Origin of the sequence: Mycolicibacterium vulneris, from assembly GCF_002104765.1 — a bacterium.
GTDB lineage: Bacteria > Actinomycetota > Actinomycetes > Mycobacteriales > Mycobacteriaceae > Mycobacterium > Mycobacterium vulneris.
In genome coordinates this window covers 28542-54859 of sequence record NZ_NCXM01000002.1, presented here as the reverse complement: position 1 = coordinate 54859, position 26318 = coordinate 28542, and the positions used below count along the sequence as shown (strand labels likewise).

Below are 26318 nucleotides of genomic sequence, written 5' to 3'. Positions count from 1 at the left end.
GTGGCGCCGCGCCCGGCTACGCCGCGCTTGCGATCGCCACTAGGAAATCGGATGCTCGAGCTTCTTGTTGCCGTCCCAGCGGCGCAAACCCGCGAAGCTGCCGTCGATCTGGGCGGGCCGGCCCGCGATGCGCAGCGCCCGCCCGAGTTGCGCGCCGCCGACGCGCCGGGCCATCGTGACGTGCGCGGTCCACTGACCGGGCAGGCTGTTGGGCATCGGACCGGGCGACATATACGGCCCGCACACCCCGTGCACCTGGGCGTGCAGGGCCAACAGCTCGCCCGTCGGCACCACCAGCCGCGCGAAAACCGGGCTGGCGCGGCCGAATAACACTGGCGCGCCGATGATGCAGCGCAGCGGCAGCCGCTCGCTCAGCGGGCTCAGCAGCTCGTCGACGTCGGGGGCGATGCCTTCGGCCACGGCCAGCGTCACGTGCGGCCGGCTGGCCGGTGCCTGACTGGGAATTCCGACCGCGGCCAACGCTTCCCAGATGTTCCGGATCGTCGACTCGGTGTCGCGGTCGAAGACCAGCTCGATGGAGTGGACCATCAGCCCACCAGCGAGGTGACCCAGTCGCGGTCGAACGCCTGGGCACACAGGGCCGCGAACTCGGCGGCATCCAGCGACGCCGCAGCTTCCGGGAGCACGGCGCGGATCGGGGCCAGCCGGGCCAGGGCGGGCCGGTTCGTCGCCTCCACCACCCCGGGCTGCCGGGGCCAGCTGCCGATGACTAGACCCGCGCATGAAAGATTCTGTGCGGCAATGGATTCCAGGGTCAGCGCGGTGTGGTTGAGGGTGCCCAGCGACGGGCCGACCACCACCAGCACCGCCGCGCCCAGCGCGACGGCGAGATCGCGGGCGGTGACACCGTTTTCGCCGAGTTCGACCAGCAGTCCCCCGGCGCCCTCGACCAGCGTCAGCCGACCCGGGCGGTCCAGCTCCCCGATGAGCGCCAGTAGCTGCTCGCGGGTGGGCAACGGCATCCCGGCCGCCTCGGCGGCGGCCACCGGCGCCAACGGCAGCGGATAACGGCCGAACCCGGCCAGCTCGGTCACCCCCGACAGCCGCGCCACCTCGGCGAGGTCGTCGTCTCCGGCGTCGATGCCGGTCTGGACCGGTTTGCAGACCGCCACGTCGAGGCCGGCCTGACGGGCGTGGCAGGCCAGCGCGGCCGTGGCGACCGTCTTGCCGACCCCGGTGTCGGTGCCCGTGACGACCAGAACCGTCACCGGCGCGCCTCAACCCAGCTTGGCGAGCACATCGGTGAGCACCCGGCGCGCGACCTCCAGCTCGGCGTCGTCCAGCGACGCGCGCGCGGTCAGCCGCAGCCGCGACGTCCCGGCGGGCACGGTCGGGGGCCGGAAGCATCCCACCCGCACGCCGGCGTCCAGGCAGGCCGTCGCGGCTGCCACCGCCAGCTCCGGGTCGCCCAGGATCACCGACACCACCGCCGACTGCGGCGTCTCGGGCACGCCGCAGACCTCGGCCAGGAAGGCGGCGTGGCGCAGAACCGCGTCCGCCCGCCACGGCTCGGACCGCAGCACCGTCAGCGCGGCCCGCGCGGCGCCCACGGCCGCCGGGGCCAGGCCGGTGTCGAAGATGAACGTGCGCGCCGCGTCGATCAGATGGGCACGCACCGACGCCGGCCCGAGCACCGCGCCGCCCTGGCTGCCCAGCGCCTTGGACAACGTGGTGGTCATGACCACGTCGGGCGCACCGGCCAGCCCGGCCTCGTCCAGCAGCCCGCGGCCGCCGCCGCGCACGCCCAGGCCGTGCGCCTCGTCGACGATGAGCAGGGCGCGATGCCGGCGGCACACCTCGTGGAGTTCCCGCAGCGGCGCCAGCGCGCCGTCGGTGGAAAACACCGACTCGGTGATGACGACCGCGCGCTCCTCGTCGCGGGCCTGCAGCGCCGCCTCCACGGCACCGACGTCGCGATGCGGCGTCACCGCCACCCGCGCCCGCGACAGCCGGCAGGCGTCCACCAGCGACGCGTGCGAGTACTCGTCGGACACCAGCAGCGAACCCCGGCCCGACAGGCCGACGACCGCGCCCAGGTTGGCCGCGTAGCCGGACGAGAACAGCAGCCCGGAGGCGGCGCCGACGTAGTCGGCCAGCTCGGACTCGAACTGCTGGTGTAGCTCGGTGTCGCCGGTGACCAGGCGGGACCCGGTCGCCCCCGCGCCCCACATGCGCAGCGCGGTGACCCCGCCGTCGATCACGTCGGGGTGTTGGGATAGCCCGAGGTAGTCGTTGGAGGCCAGGTCCAGCTCGGTGGCCACGGCGGGGCGCGGGCGCAGTGAGCGGCGCAGTCCGGCCTCGCGGCGCTGCCGTTCCACCGCTTCCAGCCAGGCCAGCGGGGAAACCTCGATCGGTGCCTTCATCGGCGTTCAGCCTAGTGGCGACCGCCAGCGCGGCGAAGCCGGGCGCAGCGGGTCGTCAACGATGGCCGACGTGGCGACCGCCAGCGCGGCGAAGCCGGGCGCAGCGGGTCGTCACCGCTGGGCGACGTGGCGGGCGACCTGCACCATCGCCGAGGTGATCTGGTCGATCTCGGCGGGCGTGCAGATGTAGGGCGGCATCGCGTAGACCAGGTTGCGGAACGGGCGCAGCCAGACGCCGTTGTCCAGCGCCGCCGGGGTGGCGACGGCCAGGTCGACGGGGTGCTCGCACTCGATGACGCCGATGGCGCCGCACACCCGCACGTCGCTGACCCCGGACAGCGCCCGGGCCGGCTCGAGTCCGGTCGCCAGGCCGGCGCCGATCTCGCCGACCCGCGCCCGCCAGTCCTGCCCGAGTAGCACTTCGACGCTGGCCACCGACACCGCGCAGGCCAGCGCGTTGGCCATGAACGTGGGGCCGTGCATCAGCGCTCCGGCCTCACCCGCGCTGATGGTGTGGGCGATGTCGGTCGTGCACAGGGTCGCGGCCAGGGTCAGATATCCCCCGGTCAGCGCCTTCCCGACGCACATGATGTCCGGGCTCACGCCGGCGTGGTCGGCGGCGAAGAGCTCGCCGGTGCGCCCGAACCCGGTGGCGATCTCGTCGAAGATCAGCAGCACGTCGTGTCGCCGGCAGATGTCACGCAGGTCGCGCAGGTATTGCGGGTCGTGAAAGCGCATGCCGCCGGCGCCCTGCACGACCGGCTCGACGACGACCGCGGCCAGCTCGGCCGCGCCCCGGGCCAGCTGTTCCTCGAACGCCGCGCTGTAGGCGGGGTCGTAGTCGCGGGGCACCTGCGGGGCGAACACCTGCCGGGCCAGGATGTCGGTCCACAGCGAGTGCATGCCGCCGTCGGGGTCGCAGATGCTCATCGGCGTGAAGGTGTCGCCGTGGTAGCCGCCGCGCCAGGTCATCAGCCGGTGCTTGCCGGGCCGGTTGCGGCTGCGCCAGTACTGCAGCGCCATCTTCACCGCCACCTCCACAGACACCGACCCGGAGTCGCTGAAGAAGACCGTGTCCAGCCCGGCCGGGGTGATGTCCACCAGCAGCTGGGCCAGTCGCGCTGCGGGTTCGTGGGTCAGGCCGCCGAACATGACGTGGTTCATCGCGCCGAGCTGGGCCGTCAGCGCCGCATCCAGCACCGGGTGGCCGTGGCCGTGGATCGCGGTCCACCAAGAGCTCATCGCGTCGAGCGCCTCGACCGGCGTGCCGTCGCGGATCAGGGTGAGCCACGCGCCGCGGGCGCCGACGGCCACCGCGGGGGCGACGGACTCGGCGCCGATGGTGCTGTAGGGATGCCACAGGTGCGCGGCGTCGATCGCGCTGATCTGCTCGGGCGTCAGCCCGGCCTTGGCCGCGGGCATAGTGATCGAGGGTAAAGCAGCCGATTCGCGCAAAACTCCGACGTCGGGAAGCATGGGACATCATGGCCACGCCGCAGCAGTCCGACAGCGCAGCGCCGGGACCCGAGGCGGAGCCGGCGCAGGGGCCCGGCTGGTCGAGGGATACGCACTACCCGCTGGTGGACTACGACGACGAGGCCCCCCGGGTGATTCGGGTGCGGCTGGCGCCATGGGACGTCGTCTGCACCGTCGTGCTGTTGATCCTGCTCGCGGTGCTGGCCACGGCGACGACCTGGCCGACGCGGCTTTTCGGCTTCCTGGCGAACGTCTGCGAGGACGAAACCTGCGGGCCGGTGCCCTACGGGCTGGACCTGTACATCCACCCGGTGGTGTGGGGCGGTATCGGTGCGGCCATAGCCGCGGCCATCATCGGACCGGTCATATCGGTCCTGAAGGGCTGGTACATGTCCTTCTGGCCGGTTCTGGCGCTGGCGCTGGTCATGGTCAGCTCGGTGGCCGGGTCGCTGCTGACCATGTTCAGCGAACGCTACTGGCTCTGATCGCCCCGCCGCCGGCGCCCGGCGGACGTGCGATTTCGTAGCCGACTGAGACCGAAATCACAACTGCGCATACGAGATTCGGCGCGGCAGTCACCGTCCGGTCACGGTACGACAAAAAATCCCGCGTGGGCCTGGCGGCTACCAAAATCTGTTGTCAAAGTGGCTTGTGTGACTGATGTGAATACAGCGGCCTGACCGCCTATTCACTTCGCAAGTGCCATGGACGGCGTCCGGCCCCAGCGTGGGGGCCCTCGCTTGGTCCATGAACCGGGGGCGGACGCGCGAGGTCACCGCGTCGAGGCCCATTGAGCGCCTGAGAGGCCACGAACAATGAAACGCATCTACGCCTTCGCGATCGGTTTGGCCCTGCTCGGGGCGCCGATGGTGGTTCCCACCATCGCGACCGCCGACCCGGGCGCCAGGTCGATGGACTATCAGCAGGCCACCGACGTGGTGATAGCCCGCGGTCTGTCGCAGCGCGGTGTGCCGTTCTCCTGGGCCGGTGGCGGCATCAACGGCCCCACCCGCGGCACCGGCACCGGCATCAACACCGTCGGTTTCGACGCCTCCGGGCTGATGCAGTACGCGTACGCCGGCGCCGGCATCAAGCTGCCGCGGTCGTCGGGCGCGATCTACCGCGTCGGCCAGAAGATCGTCCCCCAGCAGGCCCGCAAGGGTGACCTGATCTTCTACGGCCCCGAGGGCACGCAGAGCGTCGCGATGTACCTGGGCAACAACCAGATGCTCGAGGTCGGCGACGTGGTGCAGGTCTCGCCGGTGCGCACCAACGGCATGACGCCCTACATGGTCCGGATTCTCGGGGCCTCCGCGCCGGCGCAGCAGGCGCCGCAGCAGCTGCCCACCCAGCAGGCCCCGCTGCAGCAGACGCCGCAACAGCTGCCCACCCAGCAGACACCGCAGCAACTGCCCACCCAGCAGGCCCCGCTGCAGCAGTCGCCGTACCAGCAGACGCCGCAGCAGCTGCCCGCTCAGCAGGCGCCGTTGCAGCAGGTTCCGACCCAGCAGGCCCCGCTGCAGCAGTCGCCGTTCCAGCAAGCGCCCGTCCAGCAACTGCCGACCCAGCAGACGCCGTTGCAGCCGACCGGCGCGGGCATCGGCAGGTAGTTTCCCCGGTCGATCCTCGGCCGTCCGACGCCCGCCACTCGCTCCCCCGCCGCCCGGCGCGGATGCTCTCCCGACCCGGCTGAGCAGCCTCGCCGCAGCGAGCTGTCGGGAGCGGGTGGCGGGTTTTCGGTAAATTAGCTGTCGATCATGCAGACCCCGCCCCCCTCTCCCGCACCGGACGCCACCACCGATCCGGGGGCCACGGGGGTGCGCAAGGCGGGGTCGCAGGGGTTCTATCGCTACGACCTCGACGGGCTGCGCGGCATCGCGATCGCGTTGGTCGCCGTCTTCCACATCTGGTTCGGCCGCGTCTCCGGCGGCGTGGACGTGTTCCTGGCGCTGTCCGGATTCTTCTTCGGCGGCAAGGTGATTCGCGCCGCGCTGAACCCGGCCGTGACGCTGTCGCCGGCATCCGAGGTGGTCCGGCTCATCCGCCGCCTGGTTCCCGCGCTCGTCGTGGTGCTGGCCGGTTGCGCGGTGCTGACCATCCTGGTTCAACCGGAGACCCGCTGGGAGACGTTCGCCGACCAAAGCCTCGCCAGCCTCGGCTATTACCAGAACTGGGAGCTGGCCAACACCGCCTCGGACTACCTGCGGGCGGGCGAAGCCGTCAGCCCGCTGCAGCACATCTGGTCGATGTCGGTGCAGGGCCAGTTCTACGTCAGCTTCCTGGTGTTGATCGCGGGGTTGGCCTACCTGCTCCGGCGCCGGCTGGGCGCCCGGCTGCGGACCTTGTTCCTGATCGTGCTGACCGCGTTGACGGTGGCCTCGTTCGTCTACGCGCTCATCGCGCACCAGCAGGACCAGGCGGCCGCCTACTACAACACCTTCGCGCGGGGCTGGGAGTTGTTGCTGGGCGCGTTGGTCGGCGCGCTGGTGAGCCGGGTCCGCTGGCCCATGTGGCTGCGGACGGTGGTGGCCACCGTCGCGCTCGGCGCGGTGCTGTCCTGCGGCGCGCTGATCGACGGCGTGCAGGAGTTCCCCGGCCCGTGGGCGCTGGTACCGGTGGGTGCCGCCATGCTGCTGATCCTCGTCGGGGCCAACCTGCAGGCCGGCCGGTTGCCGCTGCCCAACCGGATCCTGGCGACGCGCCCACTGGTGGAGCTGGGCGCCATGGCGTATGCGCTGTACCTCTGGCACTGGCCGCTGCTGATCTTCTGGCTGTCCTACAGCGGCCACAAGCACGCCAACTTCATCGAAGGCGCGGTGCTGCTGCTGGTGTCCGGTGTGCTGGCCTATCTGACCAACCGACTCGTCGAGGACCCGTTGCGCTACCGCGCATCCTCGAAGCCTCCGGCGCCGGCGCCAACGCCGACCAGGCCGTGGCCGACGCGCCTGGCCCGGCCGACGATGGCGCTGGGATCGGCCGTCGTGCTGCTGGGCGTGACGCTGACCGCGACCTCATTCACCTGGCGTCAGCACGTCACCGTCCTACGGTCGGCCGGCAAGGAGCTCAGCGTCCTCAACCCACAGGACTATCCCGGCGCGCGTGCGCTGACCGAGCGCTTGCGGGTGCCCGCGCTGCCGATGCGGCCCTCAGTCTTGGAGGTCAAACAGGACCTGCCCGCCACCACCCGGGCCGGCTGCATCAGCGACTTCGTCAACCCCGCGGTCGTCACCTGCACCTACGGCGATGTGGCCGCCGACCGGACCATCGCGCTGGCCGGCGGGTCACACGCCGAGCACTGGCTGCCCGCGCTGGACATCCTGGGCAAGACGCGCCACTTCAAGGTCGTGACGTATCTGAAGATGGGCTGCCCGCTGTCGACCGAGCAGGTCCCGCTGATCATGGGCAACAACGCCCCCTACCCGCAGTGCCGCGAGTGGGTGCAACGCACGATGACCAAATTGGTCACCGACCGGCCCGACTACGTCTTCACCACGACCACCCGGCCGTGGAATATCAAGAGCGGCGACGTCATGCCCGCCACCTATATCGGCATCTGGCAGACGTTGTCCGACAACAACATTCCGATTCTCGGCATGCGAGACACCCCGTGGCTGGTGAAGAACGGACAACCGTTCGACCCGGCGGACTGCCTGGCCAAACGGGGCGGCACCGCGCAGTCATGCGCAATCAAGCGTTCCGACCTGCTCTCGGACCGCAATCAAACGCTCGATTTCGTCGGACAGTTCCCGCAGCTCAAGGTGCTCGACATGTCGGACGCGATCTGCCGCACCGACGTGTGCCGTCCGGTCGAGGGAAACATCCTGATCTACCACGGCGCCCACCACCTGACCCCCACCTACGTGCGGTCGATGACACCCGAATTGGGCCGCCAGATCGCCGAGGCCACCGGCTGGTGGTGACCCGCCTTACTCCTGGCCGCTTAGCCGAGTGAGCGCAACCGGACGCGGATAAGGTCGATAGGTGTCAACCAACAGTCCCGCTTCAGAAGCAGGCGGCAACCACCAACCCAAGCTCGCCACCGTCTGGCCGGGAAACCCGTATCCGCTCGGCGCCTCCTACGACGGCGCGGGGACCAACTTCTCGTTGTTCTCCGAAATCGCCGAGAAGGTCGAATTGTGCCTGATCGACCATCACGGCAGCGAGTCACGGATTCCCTTGGAAGAGGTGGACGGATTCGTCTGGCACGCCTACCTGCCGAACATCACCCCCGGCCAGCGCTACGGCTTCCGGGTCTACGGCCCGTTCGACCCGGCGGCCGGTCACCGCTGTGACCCCAGCAAGCTGCTGCTCGACCCGTACGGCAAGGCTTTTCACGGCGACTTCACGTTCGGCCAGGCGCTGTTCTCCTACGACATGAAGGCGGTCGACCCGGACGGGCCCAACGCCGACGGCGCCGACCCGGGGACTCCGCCCATGGTCGATTCGCTGGGCCACACCATGAACAGCGTGGTGAGCAACCCGTTCTTCGACTGGGGATCGGACCGCGCACCGCTGACCCCGTACCACGAGACCGTCATCTACGAAGCACACGTCAAGGGGATGACGCAGACCCATCCCAGCGTCCCCGCGGAGCTTCGGGGCACCTATGCCGGCCTGGCCCACCCCGCGATCATCGACCACCTCAAGTCGCTGCGGGTCACGGCCATCGAGCTGATGCCGGTACACCAGTTCATGCACGACTCGCGACTGCTGGACCTGGGCCTGCGAAACTACTGGGGCTACAACACTTTTGGGTATTTCGCCCCGCACAACCAGTACGCGGCCAACCGCGCGTCCAGCGTCGCCGAGTTCAAATCCATGGTGCGCAGCTTCCACGAAGCCGGCATCGAGGTGATCCTCGACGTGGTCTACAACCACACGGCCGAGGGCAACCACCTCGGGCCGACCATCAATTTCCGCGGCATCGACAACGCCGCGTACTACCGGCTCGTCGACACCGACCTGCGGTTATACAAGGACTACACCGGCACCGGGAACAGCCTGAACCCGCGCCACCCGCACGTGCTGCAGCTCATCATGGACTCGCTGCGCTACTGGGTGACCGAGATGCACGTGGACGGGTTCCGCTTCGACCTGGCAGCCACGCTGGCCCGCGAACTGCACGACGTCGACCGATTGAGCGCGTTCTTCGATCTGGTGCAGCAGGATCCGATCGTCAGCCAGGTCAAACTGATCGCCGAACCGTGGGACGTCGGCGAGGGCGGCTACCAAGTCGGAAATTTCCCGGGTTTGTGGACCGAGTGGAACGGGAAGTATCGCGATACTGTGCGCGATTACTGGCGGGGCGAGCCCGCAACCCTGGGCGAGTTCGCTTCCCGGCTGACCGGGTCGTCGGACCTCTACGAGGCGACCGGTCGTCGCCCCAGCGCCAGCATCAACTTCGTCACCGCGCACGACGGATTCACGCTCAACGACCTGGTGTCCTACAACGAAAAACACAACATGGCCAACGGGGAGGACAACCGGGACGGGGAAAGCTACAACCGATCGTGGAACTGTGGCGTCGAGGGCCCCACCGACGACCCCGACATCACCGAGCTGCGCTGCCGCCAGATGCGCAACTTCTGGGCGACGCTGATGCTCAGTCAGGGCACGCCGATGATCGCCCACGGTGACGAGTTCGGGCGTACGCAGAACGGCAACAACAACGTGTACTGCCAGGACTCCGAATTATCTTGGATGGACTGGTCTTTGGTCGACAAGAATGCCGACCTGCTCGCGTTCGCCCGCAGGGTGAGCACGTTGCGCAAGCGGCATCCGGTGTTCCGGCGGCGCCGGTTCTTCGAGGGTGAGCCGATCCGGACCGGCGACGAGGTGCGCGACATCGCCTGGCTGAATCCGAGTAGCCGCGAGATGACGCACGAGGACTGGGGCGAAAGCATTCACAAGTGTGTGGCGGTGTTCCTCAACGGCGAGGCCATCAGCGCACCCAACGCACGCGGTGAACGGGTCGTCGACGACTCGTTCCTGTTGTGTTTCAACGCCGGTGAAGACCCGGTGGAGTTCGTGACGCCGAACACCGACTATGCGAAAGAGTGGACCGTGGAACTGGACACCAACGAACCGACGGGCCGCAAAGAGGGAGCCGACCAGGTGGTGACCGCCGAGGAGAAGGTGTCGCTGCCGTCGCGTTCACTGCTGGTATTGCGTAAGACGCACTGACACATGGCTTTACCTGTCATCTCCACCTACCGATTGCAGCTGCGTGGTGAATCCAGCGGGTTCGCGTTCACCTTCGCCGACGCGGAAAACCTGCTCGACTACCTGAACGACCTCGGGGTGTCGCACCTGTATTTGTCTCCGATCATGACCGCGACCGCGGGGTCGAGCCACGGCTACGACGTCACCGACCCCACGACGGTGTCACCCGAGATCGGCGGCCGAGAGGGTCTGGCGCGACTGTCGGCGGCGGCCCGGGAGCGCGGCATGGGACTGATCGTGGACATCGTGCCCAACCATGTGGGCATCGACCAGCCCCGGCAGAACCCCTGGTGGTGGGATGTCCTTCAGAACGGCCGTTCTTCGCCCTACGCAACGTATTTCGACATCGACTGGGACCTCGACGACGACGGCCGCATCGTGTTGCCGGTGCTGGGCTCCGACGACGACGCCGCCGGCCTCACCGTCGACGGGGACCTGTTGCGCCTGGGCGATCTGGCGTTCCCGATCGCGCCCGGCACCGCGGAGGGCAGTGGCCCCGAGGTGCACGACCGTCAGCACTACCGGCTGGTGGGCTGGCGCAACGGCGTCTGCGGCTACCGTCGGTTCTTCTCGATCACCTCGCTCGCGGGGCTGCGCCAGGAGGATCGCGCGGTCTTCGATGCCACACACGCCGAAGTCGGGCGGTGGTTCGCCGAGGGCCTGGTCGACGGCATCCGCATCGACCACCCCGACGGGCTTTCCGACCCGTGTGGATACCTGGCATGGCTGCGCGAGCTGACCGGGCCGGAGGCCTGGATCGTGATCGAGAAGATCCTGGCCGTCGACGAGGCGCTCGAGCCCACCCTGCCCATCGGCGGCACCACCGGTTACGACGTGCTGCGCGAAACCGGTGGCGTCCTGGTGGATCCGAAGGGCGCCCCGGCGCTGACCGCGCTGGTTAACTCCGCCGGCGTGGACTACCAGGCGATGCCGGACATGCTGGTGGACCTCAAGATCCGCGCGGCCACCGACACGTTGGCCAGTGAGCTGCGCCGACTGCGCCGCAGCATCGTGGCCGCCGCCGGCGCCGACCACCCGCAGCTGCCCGAGGCGGTGGCCGCGCTGCTCACCCATATCGGGGTGTACCGCTGCGACTACCCCGGCCTGGTCGCGCTGCTGCCCACCGCGCTGGCCGAAACCCAGATGGCCGCACCGGAGTTGGGCCCCGCGCTGCAGGTGCTGGCCGCGGCGCTGGCCCGCGGCGGTGAGCCGGCCACCCGGCTGCAGCAGCTGTGCGGCGCCGTCACCGCCAAGGCCGTCGAGGACTGCTTGTTCTACCGTGACGCCCGCCTGGTTTCGCTCAACGAGGTGGGCGGCGAGCCGCACCGCTTCGGTGTCGGCGCGGCCGAATTCCATCACAGCGCCGCCACCCGGGCCCGGTTGTGGCCGCAGACCATGACCACGCTGACCACCCATGACACCAAGCGCGGCGAGGACGTGCGCGCCCGCATCTCGGTGCTGTCCCAGGTGCCGTCGCTGTGGACCGAATTCCTCGCGCGCTGGGAGATCGCCGCGCCCTCCCCCGATCCGGCGACCGGACAGTTCCTGTGGCAGAACATCTTCGGCGTGTGGCCGGTCAACGGCGAGGTCACCGAGGCGCTGCGCGACCGGCTGCACGCCTACACCGAGAAGGCCATCCGGGAAGCGTCCTGGCACACCTCGTGGAACGACCCGGACGCCGACTTCGAGGACGCGGTGCACCGGTGGCTGGACACCGTGCTCGACGGCCCGGTGGCCGGCCAGCTGACCGAGCTTGTCGCCCAACTCAATCCGCACGCCGCCAGTGACGCGCTGGCCCAGAAGCTGCTGGCGCTGACCGTGCCCGGGATCCCGGACGTGTATCAGGGCACCGAGCTGTGGGACGACAGCCTGGTCGACCCGGACAACCGCCGGGCCGTCGACTACGCCGCCCGGCGCGCCGCCCTGCAGGCGCTGGAGCATCCGAAAATCCGGGTCGTCACCACCGCACTTCGCGTGCGCCGCGGCCATCCGGACACCTTCCTGCACGGCGACTACGTCCCGGTGCTGGCCAACGGCGACGCCGCCGATCACGTGCTGGCCTTCCGCCGGGGCGAGGATATCGTGGTGGCGGTGACCCGGTGGACCGTGCGGCTGACCGAAACAGGCTGGGGTAACACTGTTTTGCCGCTCCCGGACGGTACCTGGAAGGACGCGCTCACCGGGGTGATCGCCGACGGCCCGATGTCGGCCGCCCAATTGTTCGCCGATCTGCCGGTGGTTCTGCTGGAGCGCCACCATGACTGAGTTCCGGGTCTGGGCACCCAAACCCGCGCGCGTTCGGCTCGACGTCGACGGCCGGGCGCACGCCATGACGCGCTCGAACGACGGTTGGTGGCATGCGAGCGTGGACACCGCGCCGGACGCCCGCTACGGCTATCTGCTCGACGACGACCCCGCCGTGCTGCCCGACCCGCGGTCGGCCCGCCAGCCCGAAGGGGTGCATGCCCGCTCGCAGTTGTGGGATCCGGCCACCGCCGTGTGGACCGACACCGGGTGGGCCGGCCGCGCGGTCGAGGGTGCGGTGATCTACGAGCTGCACCTGGGCACGTTCACCGAGGCCGGCACCTTCGACGCCGCCATCGAGAAGCTGGACTATCTGGTCGATCTCGGCGTGGACTTCGTCGAGTTGATGCCGGTGAATTCCTTTGCCGGCACTCATGGTTGGGGATACGACGGCGTGCTGTGGTACAGCGTGCACGAACCCTACGGCGGCCCCGACGGGCTGGTCCGCTTCGTCGACGCCTGCCACGCGAAGGGTTTGGGGGTGCTGATCGACGCGGTCTTCAACCACCTCGGCCCGTCGGGCAACTACCTGCCGCGATACGGCCCCTACCTGTCGTCGGCGAGCAACCCGTGGGGCGAGGGCATCAACATCGCCGACGCCGATTCCGACGAGGTGCGCCGCTACATCATCGGGTGCGCGCTGCGCTGGATGCGCGATTTTCACGCCGACGGCCTGCGATTGGACGCGGTGCATGCGCTGGTAGACACCACCGCGATCCACATCCTCGAAGAGCTCGCCACCGAAACAGACTGGCTGGCACAGCAATTGGGGCGTCCGCTGTCGCTGATCGCCGAGAGCGACCTGAACGACCCGCGGCTGATCACCCCGCGCGATCGGGGCGGCTACGGCCTGACCGGACAATGGGCCGACGACATTCATCACGCCATCCACACCGCGGTGTCCGGCGAGCGCCAGGGCTACTACGGTGACTTCGGCAGCCTGGCCACCCTGGCGCAGACGCTGCGCCACGGCTTCTTCCACGCCGCCACCTATTCGTCGTTCCGGCATCGCCGCCACGGACGGCCGCTGGACACCAGCGAGAAGTCCGGCATCCCGGCCACCCGGCTGGTCGCCTACACCTGCACGCACGATCAGGTCGGCAATCGCGCCCTGGGAGATCGCCCGTCGCAGAACCTGACCGGCGGCCAGCTGGCCATCAAGGCCGCGCTCGTGCTCGGATCTCCCTACACCACCATGCTTTTCATGGGTGAGGAATACGGAGCCTCCACCCCGTTCCAGTTCTTCAGCTCGCACCCCGAACCCGAGCTGGCGCGGGCGACGGCCGAAGGACGCAAGGCCGAGTTCGCCGAACACGGTTGGGACGCCGACGAGATCCCCGACCCGCAGGATCCCGAGACGTTCGCGCGCTCCAAACTGGCCTGGGCCGAGGTCGAGACCGGCGAGCACGCGCGGCTGCTCCGCCTGTATCGCGACCTGATCGCGTTGCGGCGCAACCACCCCGACATGGCCGATCCCTGGCTGGAACACCTCGCGGTCGACTACGACGAGGACGAACGCTGGATCAGCGTGTCTCGTGGCCGGTTGCGCATCGTGTGCAACCTGGGCGCCGAGCAGGTGACGGTCCCGGTCAGCGGCGAGGTGGTGCTGGCCTGGGACGAGCCGGCCGTCGGCGCCGACGGCACTGTGCTACAAGGCCATTCGTTCGCCATCCTGTCGGTCTGAGCGGCCTGTGGATAACTGAATAGCGGCAGAGCGGGCTCACCCCCGATGATGCCGCCATGAGTCAATCTGAATTCGGTCACCCGTTGCGGCGGCGGATCTGTCTGCGCAAGCCGACCCGCCGCGCCACCGATCCGGCGCCGGGCCGGCGCACCGTGCGTCACGACATGCCGCCGTATCCCAGCGTCGAGCTCCTGTGGCGCGGCCCCGGGCCCGGCGCCAGCGACGACGACGAGGGCGCTTGAGCTGCGGCTACACGATGGCCCGCCCGGCCGGATGCACCGCCCGGGCGACCGTGTCGGCGAGTGGATCGATCTCGTCGGGCGTCACGTCAGAGATCGTGATGCGGATGCCCGGCGGCGTGTTCATCCGGAACCGGCTGCCCGGTGCCGCCGCCCAGCCCGCGCCGAGCAGCCGGGATATCGCGACGGCCTCGTCGGGAACCGGCACCCACACGTTGAGCCCCGAGCGGCCGTGAGCCGGTAGACCGCGTTCGGTCAGGGCGTCGCAGAGCCGTTGGCGGCGGTCGGAATAGTGCCGCTCGGCCGTCGCGACCAGGTCCCCGGCCGCCTGGTCGGACCACAGGTCGACGGCGAGCCGCTGCAGGAAGTGGCTCACCCAGCCCGGCCCCAGCCGCAACCGGCCGTGCACGCGCTCGACGGTGCGGTGGTCCCCGGCGAGGACGGCCACCCGCAGATCGGGGCCGTACGCCTTGGACGCCGAGCGGACGAACGCCCAGTGCGCGGTGCACCCGGCCAGGGTATGCAGCGGTGCCCCGGAGATGCCCGCGCAGTGGTCGTCTTCGACCAGCAGCACATCCTCGGGCCGCCGCGCCAACAGCGGACGCAGCGACTCGGCGCGTTCCGCCGAAAGCGCGGCGCCCGTAGGGTTTTGGGCGCGGTTGGTGAGCACCAGCGCACGCACCCCGCTCGCCAACGCCTGGGCCAGGTCGTCGGGCACGGGGCCGTCGTCGTCGAGCCGCACCGGCTCGGCCGAAAGCCCAAGTGCGGCAAGGAGATCGAGGAGGTTGGCCCAGCCCGGGTCCTCGACGGCGACGCGATCGCCCGGGCGCAGATGTGCGGTGAGCGCGCGCTCGATGCCGTCCAGCGCGCCGCTGGTCACGGCCAGGTGATCGGCGGGGATCCCGTCCACGACCAGCGCGCGGCGGGCGAATTCCTCCAGCGCCGGCGACAGGGCCGGCTCGCCGTAGAGCACGGGATGGCCGGCGCCCGGGCCGACCAGCGAGGCGCGGGCGATGGGCAACAGGTCCGGGTGCGGGTTGCCGGTCGACAGGTCGCGCACGCCCGCCGGCACGTCGAGGCCGAGCAGCGAGCGCGGGGTGGTCGCCGGGCGATGGCGCACGCGGGTGCCGCGTCGGCCGGCGGTCTCGACGGCCCCGCGATGACGCAGCAGGCGGTAGGCAGCGGCGGCGGTGTTCGCGTTCACGCCGAGCCGGGCGGCCAGCTCGCGCACCGGCGGGAGCGCTTCTCCCGGCGCCAGGGAGCCGGCCGAGATCGCCGCTTCGATGCTGGCGGCTATGGATTCGGCCCCAGACCCGGTTATCATGCTTTGTACTGGCACGCAATACATTATGTACTAGAACAAATTAGAGAGCAATCTTGTGGACACCGCATACCAGCCGACGGCACGCACCACCCCGACCCGCTACAGGGAGCGCGCCCACTACGACCGCCGCACCATTCACGACATCCTCGACGAGGCGCTGATCTGCCATCTGGGCTACTCGAGCGCCGGTCGGCCGGTTGTCTTGCCCACCACGCATGCTCGGCTCGACGAAGCGCTCTACCTGCACGGTTCGACGGGCGGCGGTCCGTTGCTGGCGGCCAAGGCGGCCCAGGCGTCGGGGTCGGGCCTGCCGGTCTGCGTCACCATCACCCTCGTCGACGGGCTGGTGCTGGCCCGGTCGGCGATGCACCACTCGGTGAACTTCCGCTCGGTGGTCGTGGTGGGTGACGCGCGCGTCGTCGACGATCCGGCGGAGAAGTCGCGCGCGCTGAGCTGCCTGCTCGACCACATCGCGCCGGGACGCGCCGCCGACTGCAGGGCACCCGATGCCCGCGAGCTCGCCGCGACCGGGGTGCTCGCGCTCGACCTCGTCGAGGTGTCGGCGAAGGTGCGCAGCGGTCCCCCGGCCGACGACCCGCAGGACCTCCCGCTGCCCCACTGGGCGGGCGTCGTGCCGCTGAGCCTGACGGCCGGACCGCCGGTCCCGGCCGACGACCTCGACCCCGGGGTCGCGCTGCCGCGCTACCTGGCGGGCTAGAGCAGCAGGTACCGGTAGGCCGGCGAGCCCGGTTTCAGGCTTTCGACGTGCAGCTCCGTCGCACGCATCCGGTGCAGCAGGCCGTCCAGGTCGGCCGAGGACCCCAGCTGAATGCCGACCAGCGCCTCGCCGGTCTCCCGGTTGTTGCGCTTGACGTACTCGAACAGAGTGATGTCGTCGTCCGGCCCGAGCACCGTGTCGAGGAAGCGGCGCAGCGCGCCGGGCTCCTGCGGAAAGTCCACCAGGAAGTAATGCTTGAGGCCGAGGTGGACCAGCGAGCGCTCGAGCACTTCGCCGTAGCGCGAGACGTCGTTATTGCCGCCCGAAATCAAGCACACCACAGTGGATCCCGGCTCGATGTCGACGTCCAGCAATCCGGTGACGGACAGCGCGCCCGCGGGCTCGGCGATGATGCCCTCGTTCTGATAGAGGCCGAGCATCGCGGTGCAGACGGCTCCCTCGTCGACCGCGGTGATCGACACCATGTCGCCGGCGGCCGCCAGCGCGGCGTAGGTCAGGTCGCCCGCCCGGCGCACCGCGGCGCCGTCGACGAACTGGTCGACGTGGTCCAGAGTCACCGGCTCGCCGGCGGACAGCGCGGCCATCATCGCCGCGGCGCCGGCCGGCTCGACGCCCAGCACCGAGGTGTTGTCGGTGCGTTCGGCGAGATAGGTGGTGATGCCGGCGATGCAGCCGCCGCCGCCCACCGGGACGACCACCAGATCCGGCTCCCCGAAACCAAGTTTGTCGAGCTGGTCGAGCAGTTCGACGCCGATGGTGCCCTGGCCCGCCATGGTGCGCAGGTCGTCGTAGGGCGGCACCAGGGTGGCGCCGGTGCTTTGCACGTCGGCCAGCGCCGCCTCGGCGGCGAGGTCGTAGGTGCTGCCGCCCACGATCAGGTCGATGAAGTCGCCGCCGTGGTAGCGGATCCGGTCGCGCTTCTGCATGGGCGTCTTGGCCGGCACATAGACGCGGCCGTGCACCTGCAACATCCGGCACGCGTAGGCGAAGCCCTGCGCGTGGTTGCCCGCCGAGGAGCACACCACGCCCGCGGCCAGCTCCGCCTCGGACAGCTGGACCAGCAGGTTGTAGGCGCCGCGCAGCTTATAGGAGCGCACGATTTGCAGGTCCTCGCGCTTGAGGTAGACCTGCGCTCCGGTGAGCGCCGACAACCGGTCGCTGAACTGCAGCGGGGTTGGCGTGACCACCGCGGCGATCCGCTTGGCCGCCCTGTCGATGTCAGCCGCGGATAACGGCGAGACGCTCGGGCTCTGGCTCAATTCGGCGGACACTGACTAATGGTGCCACGACGGCCGACCAACTCCGGAATTCAGCCGACCGGGGTCAGCACGAACACGGGGATCTGGCGGTCAGTCTTGGTCTGATACTCGGCGTACTCCGGCCACGCCTCGACGGCACGCTCCCACCAGGTGGCCTTCTCGTCGTCGAAGACCTCCCGGGCGTCATAATCCCGGGTCACCGAGCCGTCCTGCAGTTCGACTCGGGGATTCTTCTTGATGTTGTGGTACCAGACCGGGTTCTTCGGCGCCCCGCCCAGCGAGGCGACGACCGCGTACTGGCCGTCGTGCTCGACCCGCATCAGTGGCGTCTTGCGCAGTTTGCCGGTCTTGGCGCCGACCGTGGTCAGCAGAATGATCGGCTTGCCCTTCATGTCGGCGGCCTCGGCTCCCCCCGACTCGGCGTATTTGTCAGCCTGCTCGCGAGACCAATCCAAAGGACTCGGCAGGTACTCCCCTTCTAGCGGCATGGCCTCAACTCTAGGCGGCGGTTCTCGCTCGTCCACTCTTCGCCGCGGCCGGCGATCACGGCGCCGCCCCGGTGAGGTAGTGGGTGAGCACCGGGCGCAGCCATTCGGTCAGCGTCGCGTCGTCCATCTCGGCCAGCGCGGGCACCCCGACGACGTTGCGCGCCATGGCGATTCCCAACACTTGCGATCCCACCATCGCGGTCCGCTCGGCGGTGCGGTCGGGGGTGACGGTGGCCAGGGCCGGCGCCACCTTTTCGACGAACACCTCCAGGAGCGCCTCGGCGGCCGTCCGGTTGGTGGCGGCCGCGCGCAGCAGCGGCAGGAACGACCCGGCCGGATCCCACACCCGGATGAGGAACGGCACCAGCACGTCGGCGATACGGTCCGGGGCGACGCCGGTGAGATCCGGGAAGGTGATCTCGAGCCGCGAGACCGCGGCGAACAGGTCGGCCTTATTGCCGAAGTAGTGCATGACGAGCGCGGGATCGACGCCGGCCTCGGCCGCGATGGAACGGATGGTGGTCCGCTCGAAGCCGTGGGTGGAGAACAGGGTCCGCGCCGCACTCAGGATCGTCGCGCGGGTGACTTTGCCGTCGCGGGCTTTACCGGGCATGCCGAAATTCTAGTTCAACAACTGTTGACATCGCCAGCAACCGGGCTTAGGTTGATTTCAACAGTTGTTGAATCGGTTGATCGAGGAGGCTCAGACATGACCGTGACCGTCATCCAGATCGGGCTCGATCCCGACGTGATCGACTACTCGTCACCGGAGTTCGCCCAGTTCGCGGGCCTGTCGCGGGAGGTGCTGCGGACCGCCAACGACGACAACGTCGCGGGTCTGCGCGCCGCCGGCTACCAGGTCGACAACTGCTTGATCGACTTCGGCAGTGCCGGGGCCGAGAAGGCCGGCGAGTGGCTGCGCGCCAAGCGGTACGACGCCGTGCTGATCGGCGCCGGGATTCGCCTGGTCGCCGGCAACACCCTGCTGTTCGAGTCGATCGTCAACGTCGCGCACATCACCCAGCCCGGCTGCCGCTTCGTCTTCAACCAGGCAGCGCAATCCACCCCCGGCGACATCCGGCGCTGGTACCCGCAACCGGAAGGAGCGGTCCGATGAGCACAACCACAGTTCTCGACGTCGACGTCCTGGTGGTGGGAGCCGGCCCCACCGGCCTGACCGCCGCCGGTGACCTGGCGCGCACCGGACGGTCGGTGACGGTGCTGGAGCGCTGGCCCGCCGAAAACCCGACCAGCCGGGCGTTCGCCGTCATGCCCCGGACGCTGGAAATCCTCGACGCGCGCGACGCGGCCGACGAGTTGCTCGCGGTCGGGCAGCGCGGACCGGACGTGACCCTGTTCGCGAAGGCCCGCCTCGACCTGACCCGCCTCGACTCGGCGTACCCGTTCGTCCTGATCACCCCGCAGACCAACGTCGACGCGGCACTGCGCCGCTACGCGGTGGCCGAGGGCGCCGACATCCGGCGCGGCGTCGAGGTGGTCGCGCTCGAGCAGGACGCCGCGGGCGTCACCGTCACCGCCCGCCCCAAGGGCGACGGCGATCCCGCACACCGGCAGACGTGGCGGGCGCGGTACGTGATCGGCGCCGACGGCGCGCACAGCACGGTCCGCACGCTGCTGGGCGCCGACTTTCCCGGCAAGATGGTGCTGACCTCGCTCATGCTGGCCGACGTCAAGCTGGCCCACGGCCCGTCGCACGGCGGGCTGGTGGTGGGCATCACCGGTGACGTGTTGGGGTTCTTGGCCCCGTACAACCGCCACGACGAGGACGGCTCGTGGTACCGGGCCCTGGTCTGGGACCGCGACCACCAGCTGCCCGACAGCGCGCCCGTCGACGACGCCGAGATCATCGACGTCCTGGCCCGCGCCATGCGAACCGACTTCGGCGTGATCGAGATCGGCTGGAAATCGCGATTCCATTGCGACGAAAGGCAAGTCGCGCAGTACCGGCACGGGCGGGTGTTCCTGGCCGGCGACGCCGCGCACGTGCACTCACCGATGGGCGGCCAGGGCATGAACACCGGCATCCAGGATGCCGCGAACCTGTCCTGGAAGCTCGACGCGGTGCTCGGCGGCGCCGACGACGCCCTGCTGGACACCTACCAGGACGAACGCCACCCGATCGGCCAGCGGGTGCTGTTGCAGTCCGGGATGATCGCCCGGGGCGCGACGCTGCACCGGCGGCCGGCGATCTGGCTTCGTAACCTGTTGGCTCCCAACCTGCTTCGGATACCCGCGGTGCAGGACTTCGTGGCCGGCAGTTTCGCGGGCACGACGTTGCGGTACGGGCGGCGCGGACCGGTCGGCACCCGTGCGGCCACAATCCCCCTCGTCGAGGGCCAGTTGACGCACCTGCAGCGCGGCGGCGGCTTCGTCTTCATCCGCGAATACGGCGCCGCCCCCGTCGAGACGCCCGGGGTGCTGCAGGCCGAGCGCGCCGACCGCGGGCCGGCCGTGCTGGTGCGCCCCGACGGCCACATCGCATGGGCCGGTGCTTCGGCGCATGCGCCGGACCGGATCACGAACATGGCCGCGGCAACGACCGTGCACGCGCGGTGATTTCGTTCTAGTCCGCGTTCTCGGGTTGGTACTGGACGAAAGACCGGAGATGACGGCGGGTCTGGTGGTCTTCCGCGCCGGGCTCGCCGTCGCTGTGCCGGCCCCGCGTGTAATCGCCTTGCCACGGCACCTTCTCATTCCCGGCGCCACCCGCGACCTCCTGCTCGCGGCCCAGTGCGCCGCGTGAACCGAGGAAGTGCTCGTGCTTGCGGTGCAGTTCCTCGTCGGATTCGATGGGCCGCAATTCGGGGGCGAACTCCTCGAGCTCGGCCCGGCGTTGCGGCACGATCATGCAGATCGGCTCGCCGACCTCGAACCGCACCGGCATGAACTCGCGGGTGAACTTCCAGTTCATGCTGAAACTCGAGGTGGACCAATCGGTTTCGACGATGCCTTCCAGCGGGGAGATGGCGTCCTTCGGATAGTTGGCCGGCCCGCGGGCCAGGAGGTTGTAGCCCGGGGGGGTGCGAAACAGGATCGGCAGATGCCAGGTCAAGATGCCGTAGCCGAAGTGGCTGGAGGGCAGGAACTGGCCGCTTTCGCGGGTGTCGGGGGCGATTATGAGGTTCGTGCGGTCGTTGCCGCCCATCCACGTCGCGGTGAACGCGCTGCGGTTGCGCACCTCCCAGCCGCTCTGGTTGGCGATCAGCATCGGCAGACACCGGTGGGGCCACCCTTGCCGTATTTCTGACATCCACTCCCGGCCGATCGGCGCGGGGCTGATCGGCGGCGCGATCTCGTGGGTGACGTACCCGATCAGCGGGCGGGACTGCCCACTGGACTTCTCACTCATCAAATCCTCGCTTCACCGGCCCTATCGAACACCGCCGACCATCACCGACGTCGCCAACGCACTATCGCGACCAGACGTTAACGGTCCGTGAACGACACCGCCCGCGACGAACCGCGTCTCAACGCGTCCTGGCCAGTTCCGCAATGGTATTCACCCGCCGGACCGCGGTGGCGATCTCGTCGGCGAACTCGCGGCGCCGCCGGGCGATGTTCGGATCGTCGGAGCCGTCCACGAGTGCCCGGTGCCGGGCCAGCCGCAGCGCGGTCTTGAACAGTTCCATCGACCTCGACTCGGCGCTGGCGATCCTGCGTTGCAGCTCCCACTGCTTGCCCACGTCGAGGCACTCGGCAAGAAACGCGTCCTCGTCGAACGATTCGTCCTCGTACGCGGCCAGCCGGTCCGCGACGACGTGGTAGGCGTCCAGGAAGGGGCGCAGCACCAGGTGCGCCAGCAGCACGTCGGCCTTTTCCAGGAGGCCCCGCACGTCGGCCGGGTCGGCTGCCTTGCTGGTGTCTTCCACCCGCCCGATCAGGCGCACCTCGTCGGCAAGCTCCTTCTCGAACTGGGCGCGCGCCGAAAACAAGAACTCGAATTTCAGCAACTCACGCAGGCGTAACGCCTGATCGAGCACAGCCGTGGGGTGTACCAGGGCGTCCACCGAGTCCTCGGCGCGTTCCGCGGCGGCCAGCAATGCCGTCTCGGCGATCGCACGGTCGACCACGATGTGAATGGCGGTATTGCGGTAGAACGCGGCGACCAGGTGCTGCTCCGCGCCGATGCCCCAGACCGGTTCCGTGCCGGCGTCGTAGACGCTGACGACGCCGGAGGCGACCATTTGGTGCAGGGTCCAGCGGATGGTCGAGCGATTGGTCAGGTCGGCCGCCCCGGCCACCGCCCAGTTGCGGGCCGCGATGTAGCTCGCCAGCGGCCGCACCGTGGCCAGCACCTCGCTGATGGACAGCGAGCGGTCGGCCCCCAACAGGGCAAGGCTGACCACCGCGGTCGGGGTGACCGGCGTCGCGCGATTGATACGGTGCTCGACGTCCAGCGCGATGCGCTCGATTTCGGTGCCCGTGCCGCACTCCTCGGCGCGCAACTCCTCGAGGCGCTTGCGCAGCGGCAGCGGTTCACCGAAGTCGAGGTAGGCGCGGCCGAGCCGCTCACCCTGCTGGCGTGCCAGCCGGATCAGGAAGCGAAAGTCTTCGGGCCGCTTCGTCGCACCGTAGGCCTCGGTGGTCATGGCTTCCACCTCGTGCAGCTGGTCGTAGACGATCGACGTCGGCACCAAATACACTTCGGGGCCATCGATTTCGTCGACCGCGTCGGCGATGTACCGCAGGATTCCGAGCACCGGGGGACGCAGCTTGCCGGTCCTGGTCCGGCCCCCCTCGATGGACCAGGCCAGGTTGGCGTGTTCTTGCACCAGCTGGGCGGCGTAGGCGCGCAGGACGAAGCGGTAGACCGGAATGTCCTTGGTCTGCCGGCGGATGAAGATGGTCCCGGTGCGCTTGGCCCAGACGCCCATCGGGAAGAAGTTCAGGTTGGCGCCGCCGAAGGTGAGCGCGGGTGAGAGCCGGTTGGCCTGAATCACCTCGGGCAACAGTATGCCGTCCAGGTAGGAGCGATGCGAAAAGGCAAATGCCAGCGTGGCTTTGCGATCCAGCTTGCGCAGCGCAGCGATCTGGTCTTCGTCGGTCAGCACGTCATAGGCGCGCATCAGCCAGCAACTGAAGCTGCGCCAGGCCTTTATCGCCCGCTGGTCCAGCGAGGGCGCCATCTCGCGTAGATAACAGGCGGCCTCGGCGCGCACGCTGTCCGGGTCGCGGCCCAGTTCGTGGGCCAGCTTGTTCAGCCGCTGCTCATACCATGGCGCGCGCAACAATTCGACGACCTCGGGCGGGTCGGTCGGCAACGGTGACGTCGCTTCGGTGACCAGACCAGTGCGCTGCAACAACTTTCGCACCCCCACCCGGCCGACTTCGCGGGCGCTCCCCGCCGGTCCCCCGCTCATGCCGGCTGCACCGCGGCGGCTACGGCGGGCTCGTGCACGTCCGGATGCGATCCGGACGCATAGAGCTCCTCGATCTCGCGGGCGTATTTGGCCATGATCGGCTTGCGTTTGAGCTTCATCGTCATCGTGATCTCGTCACCGCCGGGTTCCCACAAGGTGGGCAGGATGCGGAACCGCTTGATCTGCTCCACCCGGGAGAGTTTTTCGTTGCCCGCGGCCACCCCCGCGGCGATCTGCGCGACGACCTCCGGGTCGGCCGCCAGGGCGGCCGGCGAAGCGTCGGACAGCCCGCGCTGGGCCGCATGCGGGCCGACTGAGTCGGCGTCGAAGACCATCAGCGCGGTGTTGTACGGTCGCCCCTCGCCGATGGTGATCATCACCCCGACCATGGGACACGCGGCCAGGATGGCGTTCTCAATGTTTGCCGGGGACATATTCTTTCCGGCCGCATTGATGATCAGCTCCTTCTTGCGGTCGACGATTCGCAGGTAACCCTCGGCGTCGACCTCGATGATGTCGCCGGTGTGCAGCCAGCCGTCGGCGTCGATCACCTCGGCGGTCTTGGCCGGTTCCTTGCGGTAGCCCCTCATCACCAGCGGACCACGGACCAGATATTCGCCGTCCGCGGCGACCTTGCCCTCCAGGCCGGGAAGCAGCTTGCCGACGGTGCCCAGTCGTGTGTCATCCGGGTGTGCCACGCTGGCAGCGCAACTCAGCTCCGACATGCCCCAGACCTCGCTGATCGGGATCCCGATGCCCGCGAAGAACGCCAGCGTCTCTTTGGGGATCGGGGCGGCGCCGGACACGGCCCACCGCAGTTCAGCGAACCCGAGCCGCTCGCGCAGCGCGGACAGCACCAGCTCGTCGGCCTTGGCCCACTCGGCCGTCAGCTCAGCGGGCTCCGGCTCGCCGGACACCAGCGCGGCGGCGCGCTTGGCCGCCACCGACAAGCCCCACTGCAAACCTTGGCGCCTCGCTTTGTCGGTTTCGTTGGCGACGACGAATTCGATTGCGGCCTTGAGCTTCTCCCACACGCGCGGCACCGCCGCCCAGACCGTCGGCCGCACGTCGGGCAGCGCCGCCGCAACGGCGCGCGCGTCACCCACGGCGGTTACCTGGGTGCCGAACACCTCCAGCGGATACAGGGCCATCATCCGGTCGGCGATGTGCGCCGACGGCAGGTACGACGTGGTCCGATCGCCGAACCGGCTGCCGAGCACGGCGTCGAGCCCGTACGCCTCGAACAGCAGGCTGGCATGCGTCATCTCGACGCCCTTGGGGTTTCCGGTGGTTCCGGAGGTGTAGATGAGCGTGACGACGTCGTCGGGTTGTACGGCCCGCCAAGTTGATTCGAAATCGAAGTCCTCTGGGGCCGCGGCATACAGGTCGTCGACGGAGATGGTGCCGGGCGGCGATCCGTCGATGCAGACGATGTGCTCGATGGGTGCGCCGCTGGCGCGAATGCGGTCCACGTACTGCTCCTCGCAGATCACGACCTCGGCACCGGCGTTGTCGAACAGGTAGGTCAGCTGCTCGGCGGGCAACGTGTTGTACACCGAAAACGATGTAGCCCCGACGTGTTGGGCGCCGATCTCGAACTGGTAGAACTCGATCCGGTTGGCCATCATCAGCGACACCGTGTCACCCCGCCGGACCCCCAGACCCGCCAGGCCGGCGGCGACCTTGCGCACCTGCGCGGCGAGCTCTCGCCACGTCAACGCCTGCGCGCCACCGGGCGTCCGCAGCGCGACGGCCTCCGGGTCGATCGACGCGGTGCGCTGGAACGCCTCGCACAAAGTGGCCGGATCCTGCGCGGTCGTCATTTCCGTCCTCCTCGGCACCACATCAGCACTGCCTTCGTGAGCCTACGTCCGAGCACAGGGCGGCGGGGACCATATCGCGTGGCTTCGCCGCTGCGGCCGGGTCATGACTCGGGTCGCCACAACTGCACCGTGCTCGTCACGCCGCCGGGCAGTTCGACCAGCTCGATCGGCGTCGCGTCGGGGTCGTAGATGAAGAACATCCGCACTCCCCCGATATCGACGGGCGGGTCGGCCCGGACGCCGGGGTGGTGGCGCGTGATGGTCTCGAAGGTGGCGTCGAGATCGTCGACGCGAAACGACATGTTGGTGTAGCCCAGGTGCGGCCCGCTCGGGCACTCCGGCACCGTGCCCAATGACAACAACTCCACCATCGCCGTCCCGATCAGCCCGCCGACCATGCGGCCCCGCTGGGCCGCACCGCCGGTGACCGTATCCAGTCCGGCGCCCTCGAGCTCGACGTCGAACACCACGTCCATCCCCAGCACCGCGGTGTAGAAGGCCAGCGACGCCGCGATGTCGGAGACGCCGATGCAGACGTGCGAGAAGTTCTGCACGGCGATGGGGTGCTGCTGGGTCATGGGTGCTCCTTGCCGGCGTGGGGTGGGTGAATGCCACAGGTGCAGGCGTCAATCGAGGGACACGTGCAGCGCATTCCCCACTCGATGACGGCCCGGGCACGGGCCAGCGAACCCATCTGCGCGTCGATCTCGGCGAGCTTGGCCTCGGCCAGCGCGCAGCCGGCCGGCCGCCCGGGCGCGTCGTCGGCAAACAGCAGCTGGATCTCGTCCAGCGAGAATCCGGCGGCCTTGCGCAGCGCGATCACCTCGAGGCGGGCCAGAATCGAGTCGTCATAGCGGCGCTGACCGCCCAGCCGCGCCGGCTCCGGCACCAGGCCGATCTGCTCGTAGTAGCGCAACGCCGTCGCGGCCACCCCGGCCTGGCGCGCCACCTCCCCGATCGTCAGGCTTGGCGCCATCGCACCCTCCCGAGACGTC

23 protein-coding genes are annotated in these 26318 nt (G+C 69.4%); 10 read left to right on the top strand and 13 right to left on the bottom strand.

All coding sequences use genetic code 11. The features are described 5' to 3' along the window. Nucleotides 1-39: 39 nt before the first annotated feature. From B8W69_RS02200 to B8W69_RS02185, 4 genes are all read right to left on the bottom strand, one after another. A complete protein-coding gene (locus tag B8W69_RS02200; protein WP_085288376.1) occupies nucleotides 40-549 on the bottom strand; it encodes a 2'-5' RNA ligase family protein in 510 nt (169 codons plus the stop codon). Continuing rightward, on the bottom strand, nucleotides 549-1229 hold the full coding sequence (gene bioD, locus B8W69_RS02195) for a dethiobiotin synthase (protein WP_085288375.1): 681 nt from the start codon (nucleotides 1227-1229) through the stop codon (nucleotides 549-551). Before bioD ends, B8W69_RS02200 begins: the two co-directional genes overlap by 1 nt. Nucleotides 1230-1238: 9 nt before the next feature. Beyond that, complete coding sequence (locus B8W69_RS02190) at nucleotides 1239-2384, bottom strand: 8-amino-7-oxononanoate synthase (RefSeq protein ID WP_085288374.1); 1146 nt, start codon at nucleotides 2382-2384, stop codon at nucleotides 1239-1241. A 111-nt stretch (nucleotides 2385-2495) separates the two neighbouring features. Beyond that, on the bottom strand, nucleotides 2496-3806 hold the full coding sequence (locus tag B8W69_RS02185) for an adenosylmethionine--8-amino-7-oxononanoate transaminase (RefSeq protein WP_085288373.1): 1311 nt from the start codon (nucleotides 3804-3806) through the stop codon (nucleotides 2496-2498). Nucleotides 3807-3868: 62 nt separating this feature from the next. On the opposite strand from B8W69_RS02185, the gene B8W69_RS02180 reads away from it, so the two are divergent. The 7 genes from B8W69_RS02180 (at nucleotide 3869) to B8W69_RS02150 (ending at nucleotide 14312) form a co-directional block, all read left to right on the top strand. Continuing rightward, nucleotides 3869-4345, top strand: coding sequence for a hypothetical protein (locus tag B8W69_RS02180; RefSeq protein WP_085288372.1), 477 nt, complete (start codon nucleotides 3869-3871; stop codon nucleotides 4343-4345). Nucleotides 4346-4675: 330 nt separating this feature from the next. Further along, the gene (gene ripD, locus B8W69_RS02175; RefSeq protein WP_085288371.1) at nucleotides 4676-5470 is read left to right on the top strand and encodes an NlpC/P60 family peptidoglycan-binding protein RipD; all 795 of its coding nucleotides are present in this window, start codon (nucleotides 4676-4678) and stop codon (nucleotides 5468-5470) included. A gap of 147 nt (nucleotides 5471-5617) precedes the next feature. Then, on the top strand, nucleotides 5618-7780 hold the full coding sequence (gene sucT, locus B8W69_RS02170; protein WP_085288370.1) for an acetyltransferase SucT: 2163 nt from the start codon (nucleotides 5618-5620) through the stop codon (nucleotides 7778-7780). A gap of 61 nt (nucleotides 7781-7841) precedes the next feature. Beyond that, on the top strand, nucleotides 7842-10043 hold the full coding sequence (gene glgX / locus B8W69_RS02165) for a glycogen debranching protein GlgX (protein WP_085288369.1): 2202 nt from the start codon (nucleotides 7842-7844) through the stop codon (nucleotides 10041-10043). A 3-nt stretch (nucleotides 10044-10046) separates the two neighbouring features. Beyond that, nucleotides 10047-12347, top strand: a complete 2301-nt coding sequence (gene treY / locus B8W69_RS02160; RefSeq protein WP_085288368.1) for a malto-oligosyltrehalose synthase — start codon at nucleotides 10047-10049, stop codon at nucleotides 12345-12347. Continuing rightward, entirely contained in the window at nucleotides 12340-14070 is a 1731-nt protein-coding gene (treZ, locus tag B8W69_RS02155) for a malto-oligosyltrehalose trehalohydrolase (RefSeq protein WP_085288367.1), read from the top strand. The genes treY and treZ overlap by 8 nt, the downstream gene beginning before the upstream one ends. 56 nt (nucleotides 14071-14126) lie before the next feature. Beyond that, the gene (locus B8W69_RS02150; protein ID WP_085288366.1) at nucleotides 14127-14312 is read left to right on the top strand and encodes a hypothetical protein; all 186 of its coding nucleotides are present in this window, start codon (nucleotides 14127-14129) and stop codon (nucleotides 14310-14312) included. 7 nt (nucleotides 14313-14319) lie between these two features. Here the strand turns inward: B8W69_RS02150 and B8W69_RS02145 are convergent, their stop codons facing one another. Then, nucleotides 14320-15648, bottom strand: coding sequence for an aminotransferase class I/II-fold pyridoxal phosphate-dependent enzyme (locus tag B8W69_RS02145; RefSeq protein ID WP_085288558.1), 1329 nt, complete (start codon nucleotides 15646-15648; stop codon nucleotides 14320-14322). A 40-nt stretch (nucleotides 15649-15688) separates the two neighbouring features. On the opposite strand from B8W69_RS02145, the gene B8W69_RS02140 reads away from it, so the two are divergent. Further along, on the top strand, nucleotides 15689-16351 hold the full coding sequence (locus B8W69_RS02140) for a pyridoxamine 5'-phosphate oxidase family protein (protein WP_085288365.1): 663 nt from the start codon (nucleotides 15689-15691) through the stop codon (nucleotides 16349-16351). Here the strand turns inward: B8W69_RS02140 and ilvA are convergent. The 3 genes from ilvA to B8W69_RS02125 are packed head-to-tail and all read right to left on the bottom strand — an operon-like array spanning nucleotide 16348 to nucleotide 18732. Next, on the bottom strand, nucleotides 16348-17643 hold the full coding sequence (gene ilvA / locus B8W69_RS02135; protein ID WP_085288364.1) for a threonine ammonia-lyase: 1296 nt from the start codon (nucleotides 17641-17643) through the stop codon (nucleotides 16348-16350). The genes B8W69_RS02140 and ilvA overlap by 4 nt on opposite strands. A gap of 38 nt (nucleotides 17644-17681) precedes the next feature. Further along, nucleotides 17682-18119, bottom strand: coding sequence for a nitroreductase family deazaflavin-dependent oxidoreductase (locus B8W69_RS02130; protein WP_085288363.1), 438 nt, complete (start codon nucleotides 18117-18119; stop codon nucleotides 17682-17684). A 55-nt stretch (nucleotides 18120-18174) separates the two neighbouring features. Then, entirely contained in the window at nucleotides 18175-18732 is a 558-nt protein-coding gene (locus B8W69_RS02125; RefSeq protein WP_085288362.1) for a TetR/AcrR family transcriptional regulator, read from the bottom strand. Nucleotides 18733-18828: 96 nt separating this feature from the next. On the opposite strand from B8W69_RS02125, the gene B8W69_RS02120 reads away from it, so the two are divergent. Then, nucleotides 18829-19236 carry a hypothetical protein gene (locus B8W69_RS02120; protein ID WP_085288361.1) on the top strand — a complete coding sequence of 136 codons (408 nt, stop codon included), beginning with the start codon at nucleotides 18829-18831 and terminating at the stop codon, nucleotides 19234-19236. Next, complete coding sequence (locus tag B8W69_RS02115; protein WP_085288360.1) at nucleotides 19233-20696, top strand: FAD-dependent oxidoreductase; 1464 nt, start codon at nucleotides 19233-19235, stop codon at nucleotides 20694-20696. The genes B8W69_RS02120 and B8W69_RS02115 overlap by 4 nt, the downstream gene beginning before the upstream one ends. A gap of 7 nt (nucleotides 20697-20703) precedes the next feature. Here B8W69_RS02115 and B8W69_RS02110 read toward each other — a convergent pair whose 3' ends face one another. From B8W69_RS02110 to B8W69_RS02090, 5 genes are all read right to left on the bottom strand, one after another. Then, nucleotides 20704-21489, bottom strand: a complete 786-nt coding sequence (locus tag B8W69_RS02110; RefSeq protein ID WP_085288359.1) for a DUF6065 family protein — start codon at nucleotides 21487-21489, stop codon at nucleotides 20704-20706. Between the two features lie 118 nt (nucleotides 21490-21607). Further along, nucleotides 21608-23500, bottom strand: coding sequence for a lysophospholipid acyltransferase (locus B8W69_RS02105; RefSeq protein WP_085288358.1), 1893 nt, complete (start codon nucleotides 23498-23500; stop codon nucleotides 21608-21610). Beyond that, on the bottom strand, nucleotides 23497-25323 hold the full coding sequence (gene fadD11 / locus B8W69_RS02100) for a fatty acid--CoA ligase FadD11 (RefSeq protein ID WP_085288357.1): 1827 nt from the start codon (nucleotides 25321-25323) through the stop codon (nucleotides 23497-23499). Before fadD11 ends, B8W69_RS02105 begins: the two co-directional genes overlap by 4 nt. 101 nt (nucleotides 25324-25424) lie before the next feature. Then, a complete protein-coding gene (locus B8W69_RS02095) occupies nucleotides 25425-25901 on the bottom strand; it encodes a VOC family protein (RefSeq protein ID WP_085288356.1) in 477 nt (158 codons plus the stop codon). Further along, complete coding sequence (locus B8W69_RS02090) at nucleotides 25898-26299, bottom strand: MerR family transcriptional regulator (protein WP_085288355.1); 402 nt, start codon at nucleotides 26297-26299, stop codon at nucleotides 25898-25900. The genes B8W69_RS02095 and B8W69_RS02090 overlap by 4 nt, the downstream gene beginning before the upstream one ends. Nucleotides 26300-26318: the final 19 nt, after the last annotated feature.

Bases quoted from the DNA above. Each gene is read 5' to 3' on its own strand.
- B8W69_RS02200 (WP_085288376.1), bottom strand. From the start codon at position 549: ATGGTCCACTCCATCGAGCTGGTCTTCGACCGCGACACCGAGTCGACG.
- B8W69_RS02190 (WP_085288374.1), bottom strand. From the start codon at position 2,384: ATGAAGGCACCGATCGAGGTTTCCCCGCTGGCCTGGCTGGAAGCGGTG.
- B8W69_RS02185 (WP_085288373.1), bottom strand. From the start codon at position 3,806: ATGCCCGCGGCCAAGGCCGGGCTGACGCCCGAGCAGATCAGCGCGATC.
- B8W69_RS02180 (WP_085288372.1), top strand. From the start codon at position 3,869: ATGGCCACGCCGCAGCAGTCCGACAGCGCAGCGCCGGGACCCGAGGCG.
- ripD (WP_085288371.1), top strand. From the start codon at position 4,676: ATGAAACGCATCTACGCCTTCGCGATCGGTTTGGCCCTGCTCGGGGCG.
- sucT (WP_085288370.1), top strand. From the start codon at position 5,618: ATGCAGACCCCGCCCCCCTCTCCCGCACCGGACGCCACCACCGATCCG.
- treY (WP_085288368.1), top strand. From the start codon at position 10,047: ATGGCTTTACCTGTCATCTCCACCTACCGATTGCAGCTGCGTGGTGAA.
- treZ (WP_085288367.1), top strand. From the start codon at position 12,340: ATGACTGAGTTCCGGGTCTGGGCACCCAAACCCGCGCGCGTTCGGCTC.
- B8W69_RS02150 (WP_085288366.1), top strand. From the start codon at position 14,127: ATGAGTCAATCTGAATTCGGTCACCCGTTGCGGCGGCGGATCTGTCTG.
- B8W69_RS02130 (WP_085288363.1), bottom strand. From the start codon at position 18,119: ATGCCGCTAGAAGGGGAGTACCTGCCGAGTCCTTTGGATTGGTCTCGC.
- B8W69_RS02125 (WP_085288362.1), bottom strand. From the start codon at position 18,732: ATGCCCGGTAAAGCCCGCGACGGCAAAGTCACCCGCGCGACGATCCTG.
- B8W69_RS02120 (WP_085288361.1), top strand. From the start codon at position 18,829: ATGACCGTGACCGTCATCCAGATCGGGCTCGATCCCGACGTGATCGAC.
- B8W69_RS02115 (WP_085288360.1), top strand. From the start codon at position 19,233: ATGAGCACAACCACAGTTCTCGACGTCGACGTCCTGGTGGTGGGAGCC.
- B8W69_RS02110 (WP_085288359.1), bottom strand. From the start codon at position 21,489: ATGAGTGAGAAGTCCAGTGGGCAGTCCCGCCCGCTGATCGGGTACGTC.
- B8W69_RS02105 (WP_085288358.1), bottom strand. From the start codon at position 23,500: ATGAGCGGGGGACCGGCGGGGAGCGCCCGCGAAGTCGGCCGGGTGGGG.
- fadD11 (WP_085288357.1), bottom strand. From the start codon at position 25,323: ATGACGACCGCGCAGGATCCGGCCACTTTGTGCGAGGCGTTCCAGCGC.
- B8W69_RS02095 (WP_085288356.1), bottom strand. From the start codon at position 25,901: ATGACCCAGCAGCACCCCATCGCCGTGCAGAACTTCTCGCACGTCTGC.
- B8W69_RS02090 (WP_085288355.1), bottom strand. From the start codon at position 26,299: ATGGCGCCAAGCCTGACGATCGGGGAGGTGGCGCGCCAGGCCGGGGTG.